At 36.9% G+C, this 21,562-nt stretch carries 27 protein-coding genes; 7 read left to right on the top strand and 20 right to left on the bottom strand.

All coding sequences use genetic code 11. The features are described 5' to 3' along the window. The 15 genes from V7068_RS19215 to V7068_RS19145 form a co-directional block, all read right to left on the bottom strand. Positions 1–390, bottom strand: a 390-nt coding sequence (locus tag V7068_RS19215; protein ID WP_499714117.1) for a hypothetical protein, incomplete at its 3' end; no start/stop codon positions are given. A gap of 150 nt (positions 391–540) precedes the next feature. After that, positions 541–816 (bottom strand): immunity protein CdiI family protein, encoded by a 276-nt coding sequence (locus V7068_RS19210; protein ID WP_499714116.1) that lies wholly within the window; start codon positions 814–816, stop codon positions 541–543. Positions 817–986: 170 nt separating this feature from the next. After that, positions 987–1,556, bottom strand: a complete 570-nt coding sequence (locus tag V7068_RS19205) for a hypothetical protein (RefSeq protein ID WP_499714115.1) — start codon at positions 1,554–1,556, stop codon at positions 987–989. Between the two features lie 87 nt (positions 1,557–1,643). Then, on the bottom strand, positions 1,644–2,039 hold the full coding sequence (locus tag V7068_RS19200) for a DUF4279 domain-containing protein (protein WP_499714114.1): 396 nt from the start codon (positions 2,037–2,039) through the stop codon (positions 1,644–1,646). Positions 2,040–2,206: 167 nt separating this feature from the next. Next, positions 2,207–2,377 (bottom strand): hypothetical protein, encoded by a 171-nt coding sequence (locus tag V7068_RS19195; RefSeq protein ID WP_499714113.1) that lies wholly within the window; start codon positions 2,375–2,377, stop codon positions 2,207–2,209. Between the two features lie 136 nt (positions 2,378–2,513). After that, positions 2,514–3,572, bottom strand: coding sequence for a hypothetical protein (locus tag V7068_RS19190; protein WP_499714112.1), 1,059 nt, complete (start codon positions 3,570–3,572; stop codon positions 2,514–2,516). A 590-nt stretch (positions 3,573–4,162) separates the two neighbouring features. Further along, positions 4,163–5,074 (bottom strand): tyrosine-type recombinase/integrase, encoded by a 912-nt coding sequence (locus V7068_RS19185; protein WP_499714111.1) that lies wholly within the window; start codon positions 5,072–5,074, stop codon positions 4,163–4,165. A gap of 165 nt (positions 5,075–5,239) precedes the next feature. Then, positions 5,240–5,533 carry a hypothetical protein gene (locus V7068_RS19180; RefSeq protein ID WP_499714110.1) on the bottom strand — a complete coding sequence of 98 codons (294 nt, stop codon included), beginning with the start codon at positions 5,531–5,533 and terminating at the stop codon, positions 5,240–5,242. A 19-nt stretch (positions 5,534–5,552) separates the two neighbouring features. Beyond that, the gene (locus V7068_RS19175; RefSeq protein WP_499714109.1) at positions 5,553–5,906 is read right to left on the bottom strand and encodes a hypothetical protein; all 354 of its coding nucleotides are present in this window, start codon (positions 5,904–5,906) and stop codon (positions 5,553–5,555) included. 155 nt (positions 5,907–6,061) lie between these two features. Continuing rightward, on the bottom strand, positions 6,062–6,928 hold the full coding sequence (locus V7068_RS19170; RefSeq protein ID WP_499714108.1) for a replication initiator protein A: 867 nt from the start codon (positions 6,926–6,928) through the stop codon (positions 6,062–6,064). Positions 6,929–7,085: 157 nt separating this feature from the next. Next, the gene (locus V7068_RS19165) at positions 7,086–7,676 is read right to left on the bottom strand and encodes a hypothetical protein (protein WP_499714107.1); all 591 of its coding nucleotides are present in this window, start codon (positions 7,674–7,676) and stop codon (positions 7,086–7,088) included. Positions 7,677–7,689: 13 nt separating this feature from the next. Further along, on the bottom strand, positions 7,690–8,517 hold the full coding sequence (locus V7068_RS19160; protein ID WP_499714106.1) for a conjugal transfer protein TrbL family protein: 828 nt from the start codon (positions 8,515–8,517) through the stop codon (positions 7,690–7,692). Positions 8,518–8,561: 44 nt separating this feature from the next. Beyond that, positions 8,562–10,436, bottom strand: a complete 1,875-nt coding sequence (locus tag V7068_RS19155; RefSeq protein ID WP_499714105.1) for a VirD4-like conjugal transfer protein, CD1115 family — start codon at positions 10,434–10,436, stop codon at positions 8,562–8,564. Positions 10,437–10,440: 4 nt separating this feature from the next. Continuing rightward, positions 10,441–11,100 carry a hypothetical protein gene (locus tag V7068_RS19150; protein WP_499714104.1) on the bottom strand — a complete coding sequence of 220 codons (660 nt, stop codon included), beginning with the start codon at positions 11,098–11,100 and terminating at the stop codon, positions 10,441–10,443. A 3-nt stretch (positions 11,101–11,103) separates the two neighbouring features. After that, positions 11,104–11,601 (bottom strand): hypothetical protein, encoded by a 498-nt coding sequence (locus V7068_RS19145; RefSeq protein WP_499714103.1) that lies wholly within the window; start codon positions 11,599–11,601, stop codon positions 11,104–11,106. Between the two features lie 371 nt (positions 11,602–11,972). On the opposite strand from V7068_RS19145, the gene V7068_RS19140 reads away from it, so the two are divergent. From V7068_RS19140 to V7068_RS19110, 7 genes are all read left to right on the top strand, one after another. After that, positions 11,973–12,641: a hypothetical protein gene (locus V7068_RS19140; RefSeq protein ID WP_499714102.1), complete on the top strand. Its 669-nt coding sequence runs from the start codon at positions 11,973–11,975 to the stop codon at positions 12,639–12,641. 491 nt (positions 12,642–13,132) lie between these two features. Beyond that, complete coding sequence (locus V7068_RS19135; protein ID WP_499714101.1) at positions 13,133–13,267, top strand: hypothetical protein; 135 nt, start codon at positions 13,133–13,135, stop codon at positions 13,265–13,267. Between the two features lie 45 nt (positions 13,268–13,312). Next, the gene (locus V7068_RS19130; RefSeq protein WP_499714100.1) at positions 13,313–13,657 is read left to right on the top strand and encodes a hypothetical protein; all 345 of its coding nucleotides are present in this window, start codon (positions 13,313–13,315) and stop codon (positions 13,655–13,657) included. 13 nt (positions 13,658–13,670) lie between these two features. Then, entirely contained in the window at positions 13,671–14,147 is a 477-nt protein-coding gene (locus V7068_RS19125) for a hypothetical protein (RefSeq protein ID WP_499714099.1), read from the top strand. Continuing rightward, positions 14,131–14,628 (top strand): TraC-like domain-containing protein, encoded by a 498-nt coding sequence (locus tag V7068_RS19120; protein WP_499714098.1) that lies wholly within the window; start codon positions 14,131–14,133, stop codon positions 14,626–14,628. Before V7068_RS19125 ends, V7068_RS19120 begins: the two co-directional genes overlap by 17 nt. Next, entirely contained in the window at positions 14,621–16,492 is a 1,872-nt protein-coding gene (locus V7068_RS19115; protein ID WP_499714097.1) for a VirB4 family type IV secretion system protein, read from the top strand. Before V7068_RS19120 ends, V7068_RS19115 begins: the two co-directional genes overlap by 8 nt. A gap of 1 nt (position 16,493) precedes the next feature. Beyond that, positions 16,494–17,504 (top strand): bifunctional lytic transglycosylase/C40 family peptidase, encoded by a 1,011-nt coding sequence (locus V7068_RS19110; protein WP_499714096.1) that lies wholly within the window; start codon positions 16,494–16,496, stop codon positions 17,502–17,504. A gap of 230 nt (positions 17,505–17,734) precedes the next feature. On the opposite strand, the gene V7068_RS19105 is transcribed toward V7068_RS19110, so the two are convergent. The 5 genes from V7068_RS19105 to V7068_RS19085 all read right to left on the bottom strand — a co-directional run bounded on the left by V7068_RS19105 (position 17,735) and on the right by V7068_RS19085 (position 21,508). Next, positions 17,735–18,601, bottom strand: coding sequence for a competence protein CoiA family protein (locus V7068_RS19105; RefSeq protein WP_499714095.1), 867 nt, complete (start codon positions 18,599–18,601; stop codon positions 17,735–17,737). 10 nt (positions 18,602–18,611) lie between these two features. Further along, entirely contained in the window at positions 18,612–19,712 is a 1,101-nt protein-coding gene (locus V7068_RS19100) for a 3'-5' exonuclease (RefSeq protein WP_499714094.1), read from the bottom strand. Positions 19,713–19,730: 18 nt separating this feature from the next. Next, a complete protein-coding gene (locus V7068_RS19095) occupies positions 19,731–20,186 on the bottom strand; it encodes a hypothetical protein (protein WP_499714093.1) in 456 nt (151 codons plus the stop codon). A gap of 403 nt (positions 20,187–20,589) precedes the next feature. Beyond that, positions 20,590–20,988: a hypothetical protein gene (locus V7068_RS19090; RefSeq protein ID WP_499714092.1), complete on the bottom strand. Its 399-nt coding sequence runs from the start codon at positions 20,986–20,988 to the stop codon at positions 20,590–20,592. 148 nt (positions 20,989–21,136) lie between these two features. Beyond that, positions 21,137–21,508 (bottom strand): DUF2750 domain-containing protein, encoded by a 372-nt coding sequence (locus V7068_RS19085; protein WP_499714091.1) that lies wholly within the window; start codon positions 21,506–21,508, stop codon positions 21,137–21,139. Between the last annotated feature and the right edge of the window lie 54 nt (positions 21,509–21,562).

Raw genomic sequence — 21,562 nt, 5'->3', positions numbered from 1 at the left:
AGTAAACTCATTAACTTCTCTTACCCTAATCATCCTGTTATCTATATCAAATCCGTATTCATAAGTAAATTTCCCAAAATCAGGTTTTCTTTTCAAAAGTCTTCCTCTTTTAGCATTACCAACGATTAAATCCAGAATTGGGCTTGGACAATAATATCCTCTGTGAATTGTTTCTCCACCTTTTAAATATTCAAACTTGGTAATTGCCTGTTCTGTTGAAGTCCGTAATTGAGAAAGTTTATCCTCATACTCATTTCTAGTAGCAATTAGTTCTAAAATAATCTTGTTGAAATCACTTAATTTATCTTTATCGAAATGAATATTTGATTTTTTTATTTCTTCCTCTGCTAACTGTTGCAATTCGGCAAGCATACGTTCAAAATCATCCATTAAATCATCCTTATCCTTTTATTACATTTTTTTGATTGTCTTAGTATAACTTCTACACTCACTGCTTGTTAAACTATCCTGCCATTTAGCACAATAAGGCTAATTACACTAACTTGCCCATTAGTAAATCCATCTTGGAGTGTGCTTTTTTTATTTGTCAGGTATAAATACGATTCTATAATCTGAGCCTAATTCTTCTTTCACTTTTCCAGTAAGATTTTGCCCGATTGCATTATGTTCATTAATGGGGATTTTCTTATATTGTTTAGTCCATTGATATAATTCATCTTTCAGATTATCTGTCAACGGAAATTCATCAATATCGAGATTCCAGCCACATATATTGCACCAAATTGGGTCAGCCGCAAAATCTGCTTCTAGTTTAAATGAATTGGTAAATTCGCAATTACAAACATCTTTTAACATCAAAAGTCATCTCCCGAAAATAAAATATTCTACCCACCAGTTATGTAACTAACCTGCCCCGTTACTTCAATAAGAAAAGGCGGTTCTGCGCTATTGAAGCATCGCACCTGTTAGCTTAAGTACATTTATTCACAAACTTTGCCCTTTATTTGATTGTTAACTGCAATGCTCTATTTTAAAACTGTCTCGGCTGGGGTAAATGCTTCCCATTGATTATATTTCGTTTTTATTGATGAAATAAACCAATACTCTCTAAATGGTTCTAAATTCTTTTCCACGATTATAATCTTCTGCCCACCACCAAAATCACCATATGATGCCCATAAATCGTATTTAACGGTATACCGCATTTTGGATTTGCTAAGCTTTTCTACTTTGATAAAACGAAAGTTACTAACCGAAGGGCTTGATTGACCTGTCACCCAGCGAGTTTCCTCAAATTTTCTCCTTGATTGTTTTTGAAGCGAAGGAGACAACATCGCATATTGAACAGCACCACTTCGATTATTTACGCCTAATATCCACAATTCAACGGCTTGTTTTGGTTCGCCTACCATCAAACCATTCATAAAAGACATTAACTGGATTTCTAAAGGATTGAGTTGTCGGACTTCAGGAATTTTTTCCTCAAAAGAAAGAGGAGTATCGTTCGTTTTTGCATTTACTGTTCCATAATACAATCCACAAATTAGTATACTAAATAAAACCAATAGAAGAGGTTTACTTTTATCCAATTTCATCACCCTAAATTATATTTAGGTTTAGATTATCCTGTTCAGTTACAATCATTCCTTGTTCAACTAACCTGCCCGTTACTTGAATAAGACTTAATAACTTTCATAACAACTTACTTGTAAGGGAATACCCAATTCACCAATTAACTTAATAGATTTTGGTTCCAATACAAAATTGCACTGTCCTTCATAAAACACAGCAATTACTAAATCAATATCCTTAGCTCCATAACTACGAAAAACATCTATATGTTTTTGCAGAGTTTTTGCTATCCAAAGTAGCCCGTAATCTTCCGAATTTTTATATTCATCTTGTGGGCATAATTCACCATTACCATAAGAAGAAGTCTCTCCTTTATATCTTCCTTTGGATAATATATCTCCTGGTTCAATTTTGTTTTCAAGGGTAATTCCAGTTGATTTTTCAATCTTCATTGGGGAAAAACTTTCACCGTATAAATGGCATCGAATATCTATTTCTTTTATCATCATTAGCCCACTTTCATACATACTTTTACAATTAACTTCTCCAACATAATAGAAATTTCTTCTTCAACAAACCTGCCCTTTACTTGAATAAGAAAATCAACACCGTTCTTTAACAGAGCCTATATAATAGGAAGAGATTTTTTCTGTTGATTCAATTAGAAGAAGGATTACACAATGAAATCTTTTAAATTTTTCGTTTGCCACTCTAAATCTTTTAATCGTTGTAACACATCTGCCATCGAAGAGCTTTGCGTTTTGATTTCATCTATTTTTTCAAAAAAACAAAAGAAAAAAACCATTTTTTTGCTAACATGTACAAGAAAAGCCTTCAAAATCAACTCTGAGGCTTCCTTTTGTATTTAAGTATCTATTTTTTCATCCCGAATGGTTTTGTATGAATGCAGTAATAAAAGTGGCTTAAATCGGCAATTTTTCATCTGTTTTTTCATTTATCTTCTTTTCATTTTATTTATCTTAATAGAGCGCCTGAAACGGCAAATTTGATTCTCTTTCTTTTTCGTACAGGTACACAAAGGTCTGATACAGAACATCGTATGTGAAGCTTCGAACTTTTTTATCTCTAACATGTCGACTCGTTTCAATTTTTATGACATTGGTCAGTTCCCAAAGTTTAGGTATATCATTCGATGAATAGTGTTTTCCTGGTTGAACAATCCCTTTATACCATTCACCTTTGTATCGAAAGGCAACTGAAATTTTATCTACATCTGGCATCTCTTTTACTACTAAATTGTGAACGGTTTCCTCTTTGGGAATGGATACATTCTTTAAAATGCACCCAACAGAAATGCCAAGTCCTCTTAGCGCCATGCGGTCTTCTTTTGTCACTTGAATTTTTCCTGCTTGCAAACGAAGCTCCTCTTTTTCTTCTTTTAACTGTTGGATTTCTTGTTTTAATTCTTGGTTGTTAGTGAACAAAGCATCTGCGGTGTAGATAATACGATGATATTCTTCTTCTGTTAGGTTGTTGAACTCTGTTATGCCCTCTAAATTCTTTCCATCGACTGTAGGAACAGCAGCTTCTTTTGATTGGCTGCTTTTCAGGCTCTCTAGTTCTTGTTGCAACATTCCCATGTCTTGTTGAAGTGCATCATACTTCGTTTGAAGAGCATCATGATTTGCTTGAAGAACACGATGGATTGATTGAAGTTCTTTCAGTTCTTCTTCTACTTGTTCTTTTGTTTTTAATCGTTCTTCTATGTAGGCTTGGACATCAGTGATTTTAAATCGATAGCCAAGTCGTTTAGGTGCATTTCGGTCTACAGGAACAAGTATGTCGTCTTTCATCAGGCGATAAACTTTATGAGCGTTCCACGCTTCTTTATTTCCCAATGCTTGTTTCAACATCTCTGCCACTTCTTCGGCTGATTTATATGCTTTTCTTTTTTCGTATTCAGCGAGGATATCTTCTACATCATCCTCCAAGTGTAGCACCCGTTTAATCGTTTCATCTTGTGCTCCTTCGGCACGAAGGTCTAAAATATCCTTCACTTTTTTCAAGTCCTTTTTCATATAAAATACTCCTTTATCTAAAACACCATTTCATTCATTTATTCATTTTGTGTACTACTATCGTATAACGTTTTTCTTGTAAAGGAAAGGGATAGATAAATAAAAATTCCGTTAACTGAAATAGCACTTCATTTATTCATTATATGTAAGTTCATTTCATTCAAATAAAAACCTCTTGATTCCCCTTTATTTTCAGTGGGTATCTGCCTATCCAAAAGATTGACCACACCGCCATATGTGCTTGTTATCCCCGTGACATTCGCAAAAAGTGAGCAGTGCTTATATGATATCTTCTACATTTGAACAGTGCCAATAAATGAAATTGGGTATAAGTAAAATAAAAAAATTATTTCATTTTATCTATTAGTTAACGGTATTCTGTATCTATTTTAAAAAAAATATAATTTAAATTAAATAAAGTGCATATTAATTAAAAAAATGTTGCGAAAGTAGTGAAACTTAAATAAAAAAAGCCCACTATTGGACTTTCCTCTACTTCTTTTCATTGATTCTTGCTCTGTTGTTCGTGAAATGCTCCTTTTTTCATTCCGTTTTCTTTGCACCAAATGGATTCATTTTATCTCCCCCTTTTAATAAGTCATATCATCTAATTTTTCTGAAACATTTTGAATAGAATCCATCGCATACCGTCTTGTCACTTCAATGGATTGATGCCCCATGATAGCAGCAACCGTTACTATATCCAATTTTTTCTCGACCACAAGATTTCTTGCGAATGTATGACGGAAAGTATGGGCATGCAATTCGATTTGTTCTTCTACAGGCAGTAAGGCGTTGTATAACTTCCCGACTTTTTCGACCACACGCTGTAACGAACGCTTATTCATTCTTTTACGGTAGTTGGATAAAAATAAAGCAGGATTATCATCATCTCTTGTTTCCAAATACCTTTTCACATGAAGTTTCGCTTCGTTTGGGAATGGTACTTTTCTCGGTTTATCGCCTTTACCGACTACATTAATCGTCCCGCCTCTTTTGAAATCAAGGTCTTTTCTATTCAAATTTTCACATTCTTCGATGCGAATCCCTGTATAAGCTAACAGATAGATAATAGCGGACGCTCGTACATCGTTCATCTGTTCTACTTTTCGTAAGATACCTAAAAGGTCTTTACGCTCTAAGGATTTTGGTGACAAATCCTGTACACCTGGCGGTTTTGTTTTTCGAATCCCTTCACACACACCATTAAAACCTAAAGCCATAGAAAATTGTTTAATCGCATTGAAATGACGGTTAATGGTAGACGCAGCTCTTCCTTGTTCTTTTAAATGATTCATGTAATTTTGCACATCGACTCTTGTTAATTGATGCAAAGAACCGCCTGTTTCATGTAAAAAATTTTCAAATTGTTTTATATCGCGAAGATACCCTTGGATAGTTTTCTCTGATGCAGGATTTTCCTTTTCTTTTAAAAAAGATTCAAATTTTTGGTAAGGGCTAAAATGCACTTGAAATAATTGTGCGTCACTTTTTTTCTCCATTCAGAAAAACCCCTTTCTTGATTTCATTAGGTTTATATTTTTGGATTTTAGCTCATTGTGTCGCAAAATTCTAGTTGTATGACACTTTTATATTTTAAATAAAAAAACAATAACTCCTTCGAAAAGAAGTCATTATTTTTTAGATGTGTGGAAATCTGAAAAAAATTATATCAATTGATACATAACACTATAAAACTCTCCTGCTTCTTCTACTGTAATCAAATCAAATATGGAATAGAATTGGTCCACTCCTTTTTCTAGCAACTCACCATCCAATTGAAGAGTGCGACCTACCCCCTCAAAATAAATCATGGTTTCTTGATTCGTAATATCCGTTCTATCTCTAATGGAATCTAAAGCCGTACCGAACACTTCTCCTAATTGTTTCGCTGTAAATCCGAGCTGAAAATAAGACATTAAAATATAGCCGATACTCTGTTTCTTTGTTTGGTAACTCATTTTCTCATCCCTTTCATTTTTAAAATGATTCTTCATAGACCTTGATTTTTTGATATCCGCAATAGCAGCATTTATAAACATGGATACATAAAGAAGAATGCGGCCATCCCTCATTCAACACTTCCTCGATTTCGGAATGCACATCTAAAACTGATATCAGCTCTTCTTTCTTGATTTCCTTTTTATTTGCCACCCACTCGCCTATAGACGGGTCAACTTTACATCCTCCGCATCTTGAAGCTAATTCTTCACGGTGGGTAAAGCCTGTCGCATCTAACCTCATACTTCTGACCAATTGAGTTAGTTTTCTATCGACTTCTGTTCCAAATGAATGTTCCCACTTTTCCACTTTAAAAATAAATCGATGTTTCAAATAACCACCTCCTGCTCTTCTATCTTTTATTTCTGGAGGTACGCTATCTTCCCTCCTTATATAATAGAAGAAACAGGGGTTGTTTAAGCGTTTTACATGATAAGTGATTAAACCTAAAAGAGAAGTAGAACGCTTCTGTGACCGTCCTGTGAGCCTTAAAAAGGCTGTTCGTCTTCCAACCAATCGTAAAAAGAAGACCCGTTCTCCTCAGCGATTTTCTTCATCTCTTCAGCAGGATTTATGATTCCTCGTTTGATAAGACTTCTGTGTAAAGTTCCTTCTAAACAGGTTCGTAAGTACCCTCCAAAGTTTTTCACGCCCTGTTTCTCTCTAGCTTCTTTAACGACTCGCAGACACACTTCTTTACTAAGACCTTTTTGGCGGTATTCATTTGTTAATTTAAAAATGGTTTCTTCTTCAGAAAAATGTGTAGATGATTCATGAAAAGAATTGTTACCAAAAGAATGCTTGTTAACAAGATTATTCTTCTTATTCAGGTTATTTTTACTAAAGTTATTGTTATTCGGGGTCAGAAGTTGTTCTTCTAGAAGGTCAACTTCTGTCTTTCTTGAAGAACAACTTTTGTTCTTCTTAGTATTATCAATGGTTTGAGCGACCTTTTCGTTTTCTTCCATTTCCATATCGACACTTTTGTTGATAACATAAATATCACTTTCATCATACTCACATTTCAAGATATAGAGGCGATTGGACTTTCCTTGCCCTTCACGGTCTTGTATGAGCAATCCAAAATCCTCTAATTCCTTTTTCATGCTGCGGAAAGTGGTAGGAGACCATCCAAATAATTCGGCAGCTCCTTCCTGAGACATACGGACATAATAACGACCTTCTTCATTTTTCCAACCATTTTGTATACTTAATTTCATTCTATCTAATAAAACCATATATAATTTTAGGGCATTCGGCTTCATTTTTTTGTAGGTTTCTCCTAAAACAAGCACCTTTGGCACTTGGAAAAACACCAAACTATCCATATCATCATCTGTAAAAAATTTCCCCATTTTCCATTCCTCCAACAGTTTTTTTCTTGAATCTCTGTTGGAATACCTGTTATAATAAAAGTCCAAGGGTACTGTTACAGGTACTCCCAAGGACGAGAATGGTCGAAGATTCTCGTCCTTTTTTTGTTCATTAATGATTCATTCGCATCTGTTCTCTTTAGAATTCTCTTTTTGGTGAAACAGGGAATAATGCTTGGATGTTTCCGTTAAAACTCATGGATTGTATTTTCCAACCCTCGCTCGGCACATCCCGCCATTCTATCCAGTCGATGTTGTTTTGCCCCAAGCTGTTATCCATTCGGACATAAACTGTAATGGTTTGATGGGTCTTATCCTGTTGAAGGTCTAGTATCTCGAAGTTTTCTATCCCTCCTTCGTCTTGCAATCCCTCTATAGTAGTGAAAGTGTGTGTTAATTTTCTGTACCCGTACATCCCGAATAACTTGGATTTCTCGGTCGGGAAGGTGTTTTGTAGAAACTCTCTGCTGAAATATTGATAGGTGATATCCGTCCATACCTTTTCGGTCATGGGTACACCTGTTTTAAAGGCAGAGAAAAAAGAGTAGGTCATATTCTTTATTTCTTCTGTTTCCTGAGCGTTGATTTCATCTTGGTTGATTTGACTATAAGCTTCCTGATTTTCGTCCCTATTGACCTGCAAAGACAGCACATACGCTGTAATGGCTGTGATGATAACAAGAAAACCAAGGACAATTATTCCTTGGCTTCTTTGTTTAAATACATGCATACTCTTTCCTCCTTTATCGTTTCATGATTAAACGCATCATCGCCATGCGGCCCGCAGACCCAGCTGCGTTTACCATCGTTTTTCCACTGCCTGTAGAATATAAAAATTTCCGTAACCATCCAGGGCTGAGTATTAATACAATCATTAAACCAAGAGCGAGATAGTAGTCCTCAATGTCTTTTCCATCCCCGACAAGACTAACGATGAAATATAAAATCATCAGTTGAAATGGCTGTTGAAATACAAGGGCACACGCTTCTCTCCAAAACGCAGGGAAGATGTTCATTTCTTCGTTCACGATGCTTGAAGAGGCTACCGGGGCTAACACCCACAGCACCATGAGGTTTCCAAATCGTATGATATATTGGAACATCATGATAAGAATCGTAATGGTTAAAACAAAAACAGTTATCACCAAGGCGGGTGAAACATCGTTCGATACATCCATTAATTTTTTTAAGGTGTCGACGTTGATGTTTTTACTTAAAAAAATGCCACTTATCGCATTGGCTATGGCTAATAAAACACTTAAGAGCATCCAAGGAGCTGTGTAAGCAAACATCACGGATAGTACACCTTTAGAAAGAATTTCGCTATTAGAACGATTCGAATATCCTCCCATTCTTTTTGTGAGTTCTTTCATGAGAGCGAAAATCATAAATAGGGTGGAAAGACTCACGGCTGACACCATAATCCACTGCTGTGTTTCTCCTATAACGCCTTCCTGCTGTTTGCTAAAACTTGTAGGACTCAACATAAAGGTGTCCAACCATTTCCAACTTCCTTGCAAAAATCCTTCCATCAGTTCAATGAGGTACTCATTTATCCATTCTGATAGCATCAGTAACCCTCCATTTTAGTTATTTATAAGTATAATTGATTAAATTAAATATCAAAAACATTCATCAATTGCTCCGTTTTAGATGGTTCCTTCGATGGTTCCTGTGGTAGTTCTCCATTTAATTCTTCTGCAATTTTGTCTATCGGATTTTCTTTTGGTTTTTCTCTCCCATTTGGCACTTCGAACACTTCATACTCTCCCGATTCTTTTGACCTGTAATCCTGTAATTTGACTCTCTCTTCCATGAGGGAAGCCAAAGGTTTTAATTTCGTATAATACGATTTATCCAACATCATTGGGTGTTTAGTCCTCATAAACGCAATCAGTTTATCATCAGGAAGGCGATTAATTTCTTCGCTCGTCATTAACGGACGGGAAACATAATTCCTTGATTCCCCTAAGGATTCCCCACGGTCATTTTTGCTTTGAGATTCCCCTTGTATCCGTATGGTCGTCATCCCTAATTTTTCGGAGAAGTGCTTTTGTGAATCCTTATCATTCGTTCCCATAAACAAATGGCAATCTGCGTTATCCATAATTTCAAATGCCTTTTCACGCCCGTATCGATTTTTTAATTGCTCTACCGATTGCAGGACGGCTGTGACATAAATACCGTAACTTCGTGTGGTACTGAGTCGCTCTTCGAACATGGGAATTTGACCAATATTCGAAAACTCATCGAGAAGCATGCGCACGGGTTGCGGAAGTCTGCCGTGATTTTCTTCAGCTAGTCGGTAAAGCTGCTCAAATAGTTGGTTAAAAAACGTTGAAACTAAGGGGCGCACTGCCTTTTTTCCAACAGGCATTTTTAAATAAATTATCTTTTTTTCTCTCCCTAAATCTTGCAGGTGAAAATCAGACTCATAGGTTAGGTGTCTGATTTGGTCGTACTTCCACAAATCAATAGCGGTCGCTGCTCCTCCGATAATCTGACTCCTCATTTTTTCCTCTTTATTTCCGATACACCCATTATACGAGCGCTTCACGATATGACTATCCTCTACGTCTTGAAATAAACCATGAAGTGTCTCAGGACTTGCTACCAAAAGATTGTACACACTACCCATATGCTGCTGTGGTTTCGGTAAAAAGTATTTGGCATACAAAGCGAGTGTGGCAATTGCTCCAGCTTCACTATTGACCCAAAAATTGTCCCCATTTGAAGGCATTCCACTTGAATTTATCACTAATGTATTGCCAAGTTCTGCTGCATCCAAGTCTGTTTCGATATAATCAAGTGGATTGTATTTATCCGAATTCAACGAGTCTCGTATATCAAAATTAATGAGATGGACTTTATAGCCTTGCTTTCGTTTGGCTTCTGATGTTGTTTCATACAACTCAGCTTTCGGGTCGGTGACGATAATCGAATCATGTTCTGTGTTTAAAATGTTCGGAATAATATGTGCTTTACTTTTTTGCGTTCCACTAGCCCCGAAAATAAGGATATTTCGGTTTTTGTGACTTTGTTCGGAGTGAATCACAGGTTTTCCATTTATCATTCCTAAAATCGTTCCCGAAGCATCCAAACTTAAGGAGAAATCTTTTTTATCGCGTTTAAGGTCTTTTAATGTTAAAAAAGAAGCCGTTCCGAATGCTCCGTATTGGTCGGCTTTCTCGACTCGGTGTTTGCGGGTATGCCATAAATCTTTTGCGACTAAACCAAGAAAAAGTGTGGCAGCTCCTAGTTGAATAGAGGTAAAATGAGGCTGATTCATAGAGGTTACAATCATATTGGAAGGATTCAATAGCCAATCATTTATAAAGGTATGACTGACATTCCCTATTCTTTCAGGGTCAGGGATGGCTTTGATGTATGTTGGGACATATTCTCGTGCCGACAGGATTCCGTAATCCATGGCAGATACGAGCAAGCCATTTAAAACGCTGGGTTTGATAAGTCTTTTCTTATCGAACATGTCATCATCTCCTGTAATCGAAATTATTTTCTCGCTCGCGTTCGCCTTGTTGTCTTGCTTCTTCAATCCGCCTTTTTAGACTTTCAAGCAAGGGTTTCCCGACATTCGTTGATTTGAATACACCCCTTTCTTTTAAACGCTCACATTCTTTATGCGGGGGTTCTAATTCAAAACCGCGAATCTCATTTTTCACTTCTTCAAACATTCTCCGAAATACTTCTCGGTCTGCTCTATCGATTCGTAAACGAAACGGAACACCGTCACGGTCATGGTACACAGCTTTTATCATCACATGAGCATGCGGATTATTGTCATTTAAATGCTCCGCAGCCACCCAATCGAGTCGTTGTCCTGTCTTCATTTCATACCGATTCATGACTTCTCGAATGAAGGTTTTATAATCGTTAGGCTGAAACCCACTTCGTTCCCATTCATCACGGCTCATGCTAAACATTAATTCGTGAGCTACCGCAACAGCAGGATGGGAGGTTTTTTTATCATCCAACGAGTGTAGAAACTCTTTTAAATCGGCATGGTCGTTGTCTTTGCTGAAAATGCCAACCTTTTCTTCTTTTCCTTGCCTTTCACGATGGCAAATATACTTAACCTTACTCTTTGCATCGCTTAGTTTCTTAAAATATTCATGCTGAACATATGCCCCCATCCCCTACATTGAACCTGATTGCTTCCGATTCTGAATGCGGTTTTGAACATTCTCCTGAGTAACCATTTCTCTAGCATGTGTCCGCCATTCTCCTATCATTTTTAAAGCAAGTGCTTCGCTGCCGTATTTACTTTGAAGCGTGGTGTCCACTTCATTTAACAATTCGTTTTGGATGTGAAGGTGTATCGCTGCCTCGAAGACTCCGATTAATTTTTTATATATAATCGGAAGTCCGATTAAATTCGATTTCGTATCAACATGATTGTTATGAATCATGGCGGCCAATCGATTCGTATGCTTATTCAAAACATTTTCAACGAGTGCTTCGATGCGGGGAGCGTAGATTTCATCCACAAACATTTCTTCATCCTTTACGATAAAATGTTCGAGTATTTTCTCCAGTTGCTCGGAGTACTTTATATTTTTTTTCTTGCAGATGTCCTCAAATTTTTTGACCACACCACTGTCTAAATTATAGGTTTTTCTCTCTCTTACTCCCATTGCCATCCTCCTTTCTATTAGTCATTTGAAAGTATAACTGATTAAAGTTGATAAAAAAATAAAAAACCTTCGTTTTGCCCCCAGTCATAACGATAAAAGGCTATATATCAAGTATAAATGATTATGTTATGAAAAGTCAAGATAAATGGTAATAACTGACAGACCTTGCGTAGCAAGGCTTTATCGTGCGTTTACGCAACGATGTATCTCTGCCACCCTACCCAATTTCATTGGGAAGGGGGAAATGGACGAAGTTTTGACCTCTTTTTTTCTCTTCTTCTCTTTATTTTTCCTGATTCCAAAGTCTTAAAAAACGTGTGCCCACGCTCGTTTTAGGGTATAGTTGATTATAGAAAGAGTAGGTGAAAAAGATGCCACGATTGAATCGCGGGAAAACACAAAGAGTCTCCATTAAATTATCAAACGCAGCCAAAAACCGAATAGAGACCACAGCAGACACTTTAAGTGTTTCTCAGGCGAGTTTGATTATGTATGCCCTTTCAGAAGTATTTCAAGAAGGAATTACTCAAGAGAAACTGCTTACTATACAAAATAAAATCATTTTAGAACCCAAACATTTTGCGGTTAGTATGCCGAAACATTTAACTGATAAAATCGAACAATACATCCGTGATTTTCGCATGAAAAAAGGCGAGTTTGTCGGTCTTTTGGTATCTCAATATTACGAAAACCTTCCGCAAGAACATGCAGGAGAAACAGAGGGAGAACCCAAAACGCTTACACTCCCCTTGCACAAACAATTAAAAGAAATCGTTTATCAATATGCTGAAAAAAACTACTTAAATGTAGGATTTCTCATCGCACAATCTATTGAGCATGGACGATACAAAGGTGTTCCAGCTCTATCAAAAGACGATAAAGAAATCATTACCTATAACATTCCACTACATATCTATAAACATGCAGTAGAACAAGCTGATTCTTTAAGTGTCCCTCTTCATTTCTATGTAGAATCCTGCGTGTATAATTCTTTTATGAGTCAAAACAAATTGTTCGAACTAGAAGAGAATGAAGATTAAAAGAGTGATGGTTTCTCCACACAAGGTTCGGGTCGTATTTTTCGGAGAAACCACCCGAAAAATCTCCACCCTTTCCCCCTTGCATTCCGAAATTTTGATTGCTGTCAAGGCGTTGCCACCCGATGGAACTCAGAGGAAAAAGGTTGTCATTCCATCGGTCGGTCCGAGCAGTATAGCAACCAAAACGTTATCACGCCGTTAAAAATATCCGCCAACCCTCCGAAATCTAGCGAAAAAAGGTTGGAAAAACATGAAAAACCTGTAGTGAAAAAGGGTACTTCCTATTAAAGCACCCTTTTTTAGGTTTCCATGTTTACATGTTTACATACTTGTAGACAAATACTCCCTTGATAGCAAAGGATTTCTTTCCTCTGTAATGACTTTTTTACTATTTTTCCCATTTTCATGTTTACATGTTGACATGGAAGAGTGAAACCATTTAAACTTACGATATAATCACTTATACTTTTTTATGACTAGGAGGTGAATGAATGGAAACAGCCAACTTGTCCGTTATCATCAGCAAGGAAATCTTCATTGAAATGAGTGTATTCGCTGTGAAAAGTGGGATGAAGAAAAAAGAAATCGTGGAACAGGCTATCCGAGAGTTTTTAGCACGCCAATAATAATCATTTATACTTTTAAACGATTAAAAAAGGAGATGGATAGACATGAAAAAAATCACTGAGCGTTTGAAAGGAAACAAATTATTCCGTAAAACGGTTCAAAGTGTTGTATTTGGTGCAACGGTGTTAACTCCAACCTTTGTACTCGCTGCTACATCGCCCGAAAAAAAATATAAAAATGTCATTGAAGGGATTTCCGAATTGCTTATCGGATTGTCCATTCCAGCAGCCATTTTAGCCTCGATTGTGTATGCGCTGATGTTCAAATTTGCCAGCTCTTCCCACAGAAAGGCAGAGATTATCGATAACATTAAAGGAACGGGAGGCATCCTCATCTTCGTTCTTACAGCAGGTCTCATTATGAACTGGATTGCTGGTTTGGTTCAATGAAGGAGGTGTCTCCGTGATTGAAAAAAAGGAGTTTTTAATTCCTAAGAACGTCGAAGAAGGCGTGACTTTATTCGGCAACATAAAAATAAAAGAGCTTATCAAAACACTCCTCCCTTCTTTTTTGCTCTCAGCAGGCGTGTTTTACACACCCCTGAATCCATTCGTGAAAATTGGTCTTATTAGTGGCTTGATTCTTGTCCCCTTGTATCTCATCTCAGATAGACCTGTACGAAAAAATATCCCTGTTTTATATCACCTCAAAACATGGATAAAATACGGATTGCGACAAAAAGATTTCATCTATCAAAAGGAGAGATATTATCATGCCGAAACCGTCCAAATGGATAAAAACAAAGGCACAAAAACAAAAACAAACCGCCCAACAGTCCATTCCGCTAAGAGCTATACACGGAAATCTATTGATTACAACGGACAACAGACTAATAAAACTTCTGAAAATCACCTCAAGAAATATGGAACTCATGAGTAATTTCGAGATGAACCGTGTATTCGAGCAGTATCAAGACTTCTTAACAGGGTTAGAATTTCCGATTCAGCAAACCATTACCTCACAGCCTGTCGATTTATCTTCTTATATTCATTTACAAAAAGACATACTCAGGAACACGAAAAACCCCAAGAAAAGACTTTTGTTGGAAACATACATCGAACATGCAGAGGGCTTTACAAAGAGCAACCAAATGATTCAACGCCAACGATACATCATTTATGGCGTTCCTATTCAAGATGGCACGGAAGAATCGTATATGGAATCCATCAAAGACCTAGAAGAAAAAACCTTGTATATCACCTCAGGTCTCCATGAATTAGAATTATCAGCTCATGAAGTCAGCAACAAAGAAATCATCAAGTATTTTCACACCATTTTCGATTATCATTCCGCCCAGCTGTTTCCGATTGAAAGCGAAATGATTCCACAAATCATTACAGGAGGGAAAAAGGATGTTTAAACTACCATCTCTTAAAAAGAAAAAAGAAAACCAAGAAGTGTGGTTGGATGCTAACCATGATTTTATGACTGTTCGGGATGCCATAGCCCCTGCTTTCATTCAAGAAAGTCCTGAATATATTGAATTAGGAGAAAACTTTGTTCGAACTCTTGTGGTAGTTGATTTCCCCGACCGACGGAAAGGTAATTGGTTAACCAAATTGTATCGACTGAAAGAGAATATTTCGATTAGCTATCACCTTTCCCCTACTTCACCTGAAAAAATGATTCAAAGCCTGAATCGTTCGATTATGGATTTACAAACCCGATTACAAGGAAAAAATAGTTTAACGCCACAGCGGGAAATCGAAACAAAACAGGAAATGGAAAGTTCAGTGGAACTGTTAACTAAAATTCAATCGGGAATTACCTCAAAGGTGCTTTCTGTTCACATGTACATCCATGTGCAAAGCGATTCCTTACAACAACTAGACCGCATTACCAACCGAATCCAAGCGATTTTAGCAAGGGCAGGACTTAAAGGATACGCACCCAAGTTTGAGATGTTAGAAGCGTTTTACAGCGTATTGCCGACCATGGATAACACATTGCCCCAATGGACTGCCAGAAACATGGACAGTGAAGCTCTCTCCAGTTTGTTCCCGTTCGATGAATCGGAAATTTTTCACCAAACGGGAATTATTAAAGGAAAAAATAAAACAACAGGTTCTTTAGTTGTAGTCGACCAATATGGATTACTAGACTCTCATTCCGAATTTGTGGTCGGGAAAACAGGAAAAGGGAAAACTGCGTATATGCTAAAGGATATGATGCGATATTGGATGCAAGGTGTTCATGTGTTTTCGATTGACCCCGAACGGCAATTCTCGAAAGCGATTCAACGATTGGGCGGCCAAGTCATCTATTTATCTATTATGAGTAATACGATTATTAATCCGATGGAAATTCGCTATCGTGCCGATAGAATCGATTTAAGCCGAGATGATGATGAAGAAGTGGACATCCACCTGTTATATCAAAAGGTTCAGAGACTGAAAATCTTTTTTAAATTAATCAAAAAAGATATGACACCTCTAGAAAATGCTTTGGTTGAACGCTATCTGCTGAAAACATACGAAGAAAACACCCCATCCATGAAACTAGACACCGATTTTAGTTCATTCACACCTACCGATTACCCCATCTTAGAAGATTTTTATCAAAAAATTAATTTAGATGAGCATCCAGAACTAAAAGAATTTAAAGAGATTCTGTGGATGTATGTTCACGGGTCAAATAGCAAATTGTTTAACGGACATACCAATGTTAATTTAAACAACGATATGATTTGTTTTGACCTGAAAAATCTCGAAGAAGAAGCCGATTCCCAACAAGCTGCCATGTATAATGTTCTAAGCTTCCTATGGGACGAAATCACCGAGCGTGAAGGCGTAACAAAAAGACTGTATGTCGATGAAGCTCACACCCTATCCGACCCTAACCAACCAAGAGCTCTTAAATTTTTGTATCAAATCTACAAACGGATACGGAAATATAAAGGCGGAGCATGTGTTGCGACACAGCAAATTTCGGACTATCTGAGTGCCATCGAAGGGAACAGAAACTACGGAGAAGCGATAATTGCCAACTCAACTTGCCAAATGATTTTAGGACTCTCTTCGCTCGATATAGACGATATCGAAAAAAATAAGGTGCTGTCACTTTCCGAGCAAGAGAAACACATCCTGCTCAAATCGAAACGTGGAGAAGGAATTTATGTAGTCGACACAGACAGAGCACACATCGATGTCGATATCACGCCGGATGAACTAAAAATCATCAACCCCGAACATTACCAACAGCTGTATGGAAAGGGCGTGGTGTAAAATGAACATCGGTCTTCCCTTGCTTTTAATGAAAAATTGGCGCTATGTGTTACTAGCGCTTTTTCTTTTACTCATGACTCCCCTTATTTTAATTGGCGGGATTTTTGGACAATATCAAATCGAATCTACGACCGATGATATCATGGGTGGAGGCGGAGGCGAAGCAAATGTCTCCCCTGAAGTGCTGCGATACAAGCCGTTGCTTGAAAAATACGCTGAAATGTACGGTGTCGAACAATATGTATCTCTGCTGCTTGCTAAGATGCAACAAGAAAGCGGTGGCAGGTTGCCCGACGTCATGCAATCGAGCGAAAGTATCGGTCTTCCACCGAACACCATCACTGACCCTGAATACTCCATTGAAGTCGGTGTCCGATATTTCGCAAAAGTGCTGAAAAATGCGGACGGAGATATCAAATTAACGCTGCAATCCTACAATTTTGGAGATGGATTTATCCCGTTTGCTGAGAGTCGCGGGGGGTATTCCAAAGAAGTTGCGGTCCAGTTTAGTAATATGATGGCGAATAAATTGGGCTGGAGGCGTTATGGCGACATCAATTATGTAGAAAATGTGATGCGGTATTACAAACCTGCTGAAAACCCCTCTGTTGTAGCTATGGGCATGGGTAGTAAAACCTACCAAAGTGTGATGAAAATCGCTTTACAATACCAAGGAAAACCATACGAATGGGGCGGAGAACATCCTTCCACCTCCTTTGATTGCAGTGGATTATGGTTTTGGAGTTTTCGACAAATTGGCATCAACATTCCACGAACCGCAGAGGAACAGTACAAATTCACTCAGAGAATTTCAAAAGAGCAGCTGAAACCAGGCGATTTCATCTTCTTTACGGGCACAGCTGACCATTCCTATGTGAGTCATGTAGGGCTGTATACAGGAGACGGGATGATGTATAATTCCAATTCCGATGGTGTCAATTACAGTCCGTTAAAAGGATATTGGCAAAGTCACATCTTAGGCTATGGGCGATTAAAAGAAATCAATTTATAATTTGCACGGTCTATAGGAAGAACACGAAAACATGGGAAGAGTCAACGGTACCGGACCGGGCCCGCAAGGGAATCGGGAGGATAGGGAGTTGACTCTTTTTGCTGTCCCAAACGCTGAAACCATGCAAATGGGTTGATGGTCTACTAACCCGTTTGCACGGCAAGCGCCGAGCGAGCCCCTGCCATGATTGGCGGGGGTTGGGGGTGGTTGATTATTTTTGATTTTTCTTATCATCCATCACGCTTCTTTTTTAAAAATTGAATTAATTTATTTGAATTGTTAATTCGATTTTTGCCTAAACAAAAAACTGTCGTATCTACAATAGTTGATTCAGGAAAACCTTTCTTGTCATATAATGCACCAACTGTTTCGTGTTGTATATCTAAACAGAATTCACAAGTTGCACAATCATAACTCCAACTGAAACCATACCGTCCTTTATACTTACTCCCAATAGGGCAAAAAGGTATTTTTCCGTCTTTAAATATCTTTCTTTCAGAGGCTAGATAAGCTAACTCTTTTAATCGCTCAGCTTTAATATTAAGCAGCCAATTTTTATTCGAAGTATTGTAAATAACTTCTTTTTCCAAATCCTCTAAAGAAAAATCTCTTTCAAAATGTTCTAGGTTTATTTCCAGAATAGAAATACCTTGTTTTCTCACTTTTTGTATCTTTTCTTCACCAGTTTTATGAGTAACAGTGATTTCTACCATAAGTGGCTTACCTTGTACATAAATTAAAACATCAGGAACTATTCCTTGATGATACATTTCTATTCTAACATCATCAAAATTTAGTTCTATTTCCTTTGACAATCTCCAACCCGATTGTCCTTCTAAAAAGACCTCTGGAAGAACAATTTTTTTATATTTCTCTAAAACTTCTTTTGCGGCCAAATGTAGACTTGTCTCCAACCCATATTCACAGTCTTTTCCTTTGTCATGAGCAAAGTGATGCGTAGTCTTTGGACCTTTTTTTGCGATTAGAGGGTGGTAACAAGAGGGACAAACGCAATTACACTTAAGACCACTTTCCACTTCTGAAATGTGGACTAGAGTATTATCCTTTTTTAATCCAAATGGTAGCTTAAAATGCAACCTGTCCCCCCTAATTTAATAGCATTCGATTGAATGTAGACAAAGGAATACTTTGAATTTGTAATTCTTCGGCTTTTTTTAGTAAAGTATAATCTCCATCATCTGCATAGATAATCGCATCCACCTTGTATCCGTTCGCCCCTTTATTCAAACCTGCCACTTCCATATGATTCACCAAAATATCTTCTACTTTGTTTTGAATCTTCGTTGGAAGCAATGCGATGTTCACAACTTTCCCTTTTAATTCAGGGATTTTAGTATAAACTTTGCCCGTTATCGTGTCTTCCGCAGATGCACTTTGGCGTACAACAGTAGCCGTTTCCAACTTCAAATCCTTCGAAACAGCATCAATAAACCATTCATCCGTTTGAACTTCTATCCCTAGTTCTCTCGCTTTATCCAATTTACTTCCTGGTTGTTCCCCACAAATTAAAAGGTCTGTTTTAGAGGACACACTTCCAGTCACGATTGCTCCGCATTTTGTAGCAATTTCTTTCATTAAAACCCTCGGAAAAGGACTTGCTCCTGTAAAAACAACTCGTTTACCTTCAAAAACGGTACTTTGTCCTTCCACACTGGCAGTAGCTTCTGCAAATTGCTTGAATTTTTTAGGTGAAACTTTATATAACGGTATCCATACAGTCGGATTGGCTTTTAAAAGTACTTCATAAAGCGCTCTAACATCATCTAAAGCAACATGAGTTAATGGACGCTGAATACCATAAAAAGATAATAAATAGCTCAATGAATAGGAAAATAAGTGAGGATTCGCATATTTAATAGCCCGTATCGAATCATAGCATTCATGCTCTTCATCTAACCATCCGTAATGAACCAAAAATTTTCTATCAAACGGAACATTATGAGCAACGATTGGATACGGATAAGTCTGGATGAATGTTCGAAATTGTTCTTTCTCCGATGCATTGCGGGATATTTCAGCATATCCATTGCCCATTCCTAAATGAATAGAAGCTTCATCGATTACTTCTGCAATATGTTCACTTGCAACGATTTTTCCGTCCTCTATTGCCAGTAAAGCCACTTCATAAATCCCTGAATCCACATCAAAATCACCTGTCTCTATATCTAGCAAAATCATCTTTTGCATATTGTTCCACCTCCTCCATTAAAAAGAATAATGAACTCCATAATTCTCTAATAAAAATTGTTCCAATTCTTCTTTATTATCGAATAGTTCTGAATATTTTGCTTGGTCCTCTTCTTCTGTGACAAAATAGAACTGATACTGTTCGCTGTATACGCCTTGCCTGATGATAAATGTACGAGAAACCTTTTTTCCTTCTTCGTTTTTGAAGCTGACTACATCTTTATGTACTTGTTTATATTGATATCTAGCTATCTCTTTTCCATCTTTCCGAACAATAATCAGTGCATCGTTTTTTATCTCATGGAACTTTAAATCTTCCACATTATCGTGCAGACCCTTCAAACAGAAATTTTGTATACCTCTCTCTAAATGGGACTGTAGCATGGCTTCTCGTGTGAATCCTGTTACATACACTTTATCCCCTTTTATATCTAAAATACCACTGTTTAATCCATTCACTGTCTGTTGCAACATAACATCATCACCTCTCCTTTTCTCTGTGTACTTTCTTTCGTCTATAAAGAGAATTTTCATTTTCTTATAGATAAATCCCCTATTCAAATAATACCAAACAACAACATCGAAAGAAGTGGTTTTTCCACAAAAAACCGTTTTTTCCTTGAATTTAAACAAACCTACTTCGTACTTCTTATTTCATATTTCACACTTCATACTTTATCCTGCACGATATAAAGCAAAAAGAACTGAAACAAAGATTTCAGTTCTTTCAAGCCTGTCGAGAAAACCCTATTATCAAAAAATGAAATGTATAAGGATGTATGAAGCAATGAAGTCGATATTCTTAAAAATGGAGAATATCGACTTTTCTTATTAAACTAAAGCACTCCGTTAGTTGAAGAAGTCTATTATGATTTTTTCACTTTCCTTTTGTTAAAATTATATAAATATGCAAAAAAACATTAGAAGAAATAAACCCCAAAATCGAGAAATAAGGAATTATTAAAAATGGGAAACCGCCAAAAACAAGTAAAACAGACACTAAAACACCTACAAAAACACCAGATAATGAAAATAAAATAAACTTTGATAAGTAAGTTGATGATTTAGATTTATCTATGAAGGTGGCAATTGGTATGCCAATTATCACATATATTATTGTTAGATAAATAAGTCCGTAAACTAAGTCATCATAGAAAGAGGATAAAGTATCTTGGTGCTGTATTGCTGGGAAAACATATTGATACCAAGAAAAAAGAAAACTAACAATAAAGGAAGATAATATAGCAGTCATAAATCTTTTTAGAAAAAGGGACAAGACTTCCTCTCCTTTCCATTTTTAAAGTTCTTAAAAATAATCGAATTATATTAATAAAATATACCATATTCATATATAGCCTTGTTCCACTAAACTGCTAGTTAGTAAAAAAAGCGTCTTCACTTATTGTAGAAACGCCCTCGTTAATTCAATAATTTTCAAGTTCAGTTTCTAAATCTTTTAGGATAACACCTATATTAACCACTGCTGTATCATCAGTTGGAAAAATAGATGGTTTTATGCCATCGTTTTTCATTCTAGTAAGCCATTTATTAATAAAATCATCCAAGTCAATCGGTTTGGCTTTGCATTCTGACCATTCATTTTTAGCACAGATTTCTGCAAACTCCTTTTTGGGGAAGAACGGAATGACTGTATTACCTTCCTCATCCTGTCCTGTCGCCCAACCATCATTGTACAAACCCCAAACCTCTTCAAAATCTACAACCTTTTTTATGAAATACCCATATCTAATATTTGGTGGTTGTTTCATTATTGCTTCCAATTCTTTTTTATTCATTAGCATTATTCCTTTTACAATTAATAAAGTATCTTTTCTGTTATTTTATCACTT

The organism is Bacillus sp. JJ634 (assembly GCF_036962285.1).
Taxonomy (GTDB): domain Bacteria; phylum Bacillota; class Bacilli; order Bacillales; family DSM-1321; genus Peribacillus; species Peribacillus asahii_A.
This window is presented reverse-complemented; position numbering and strand designations above follow the sequence as displayed.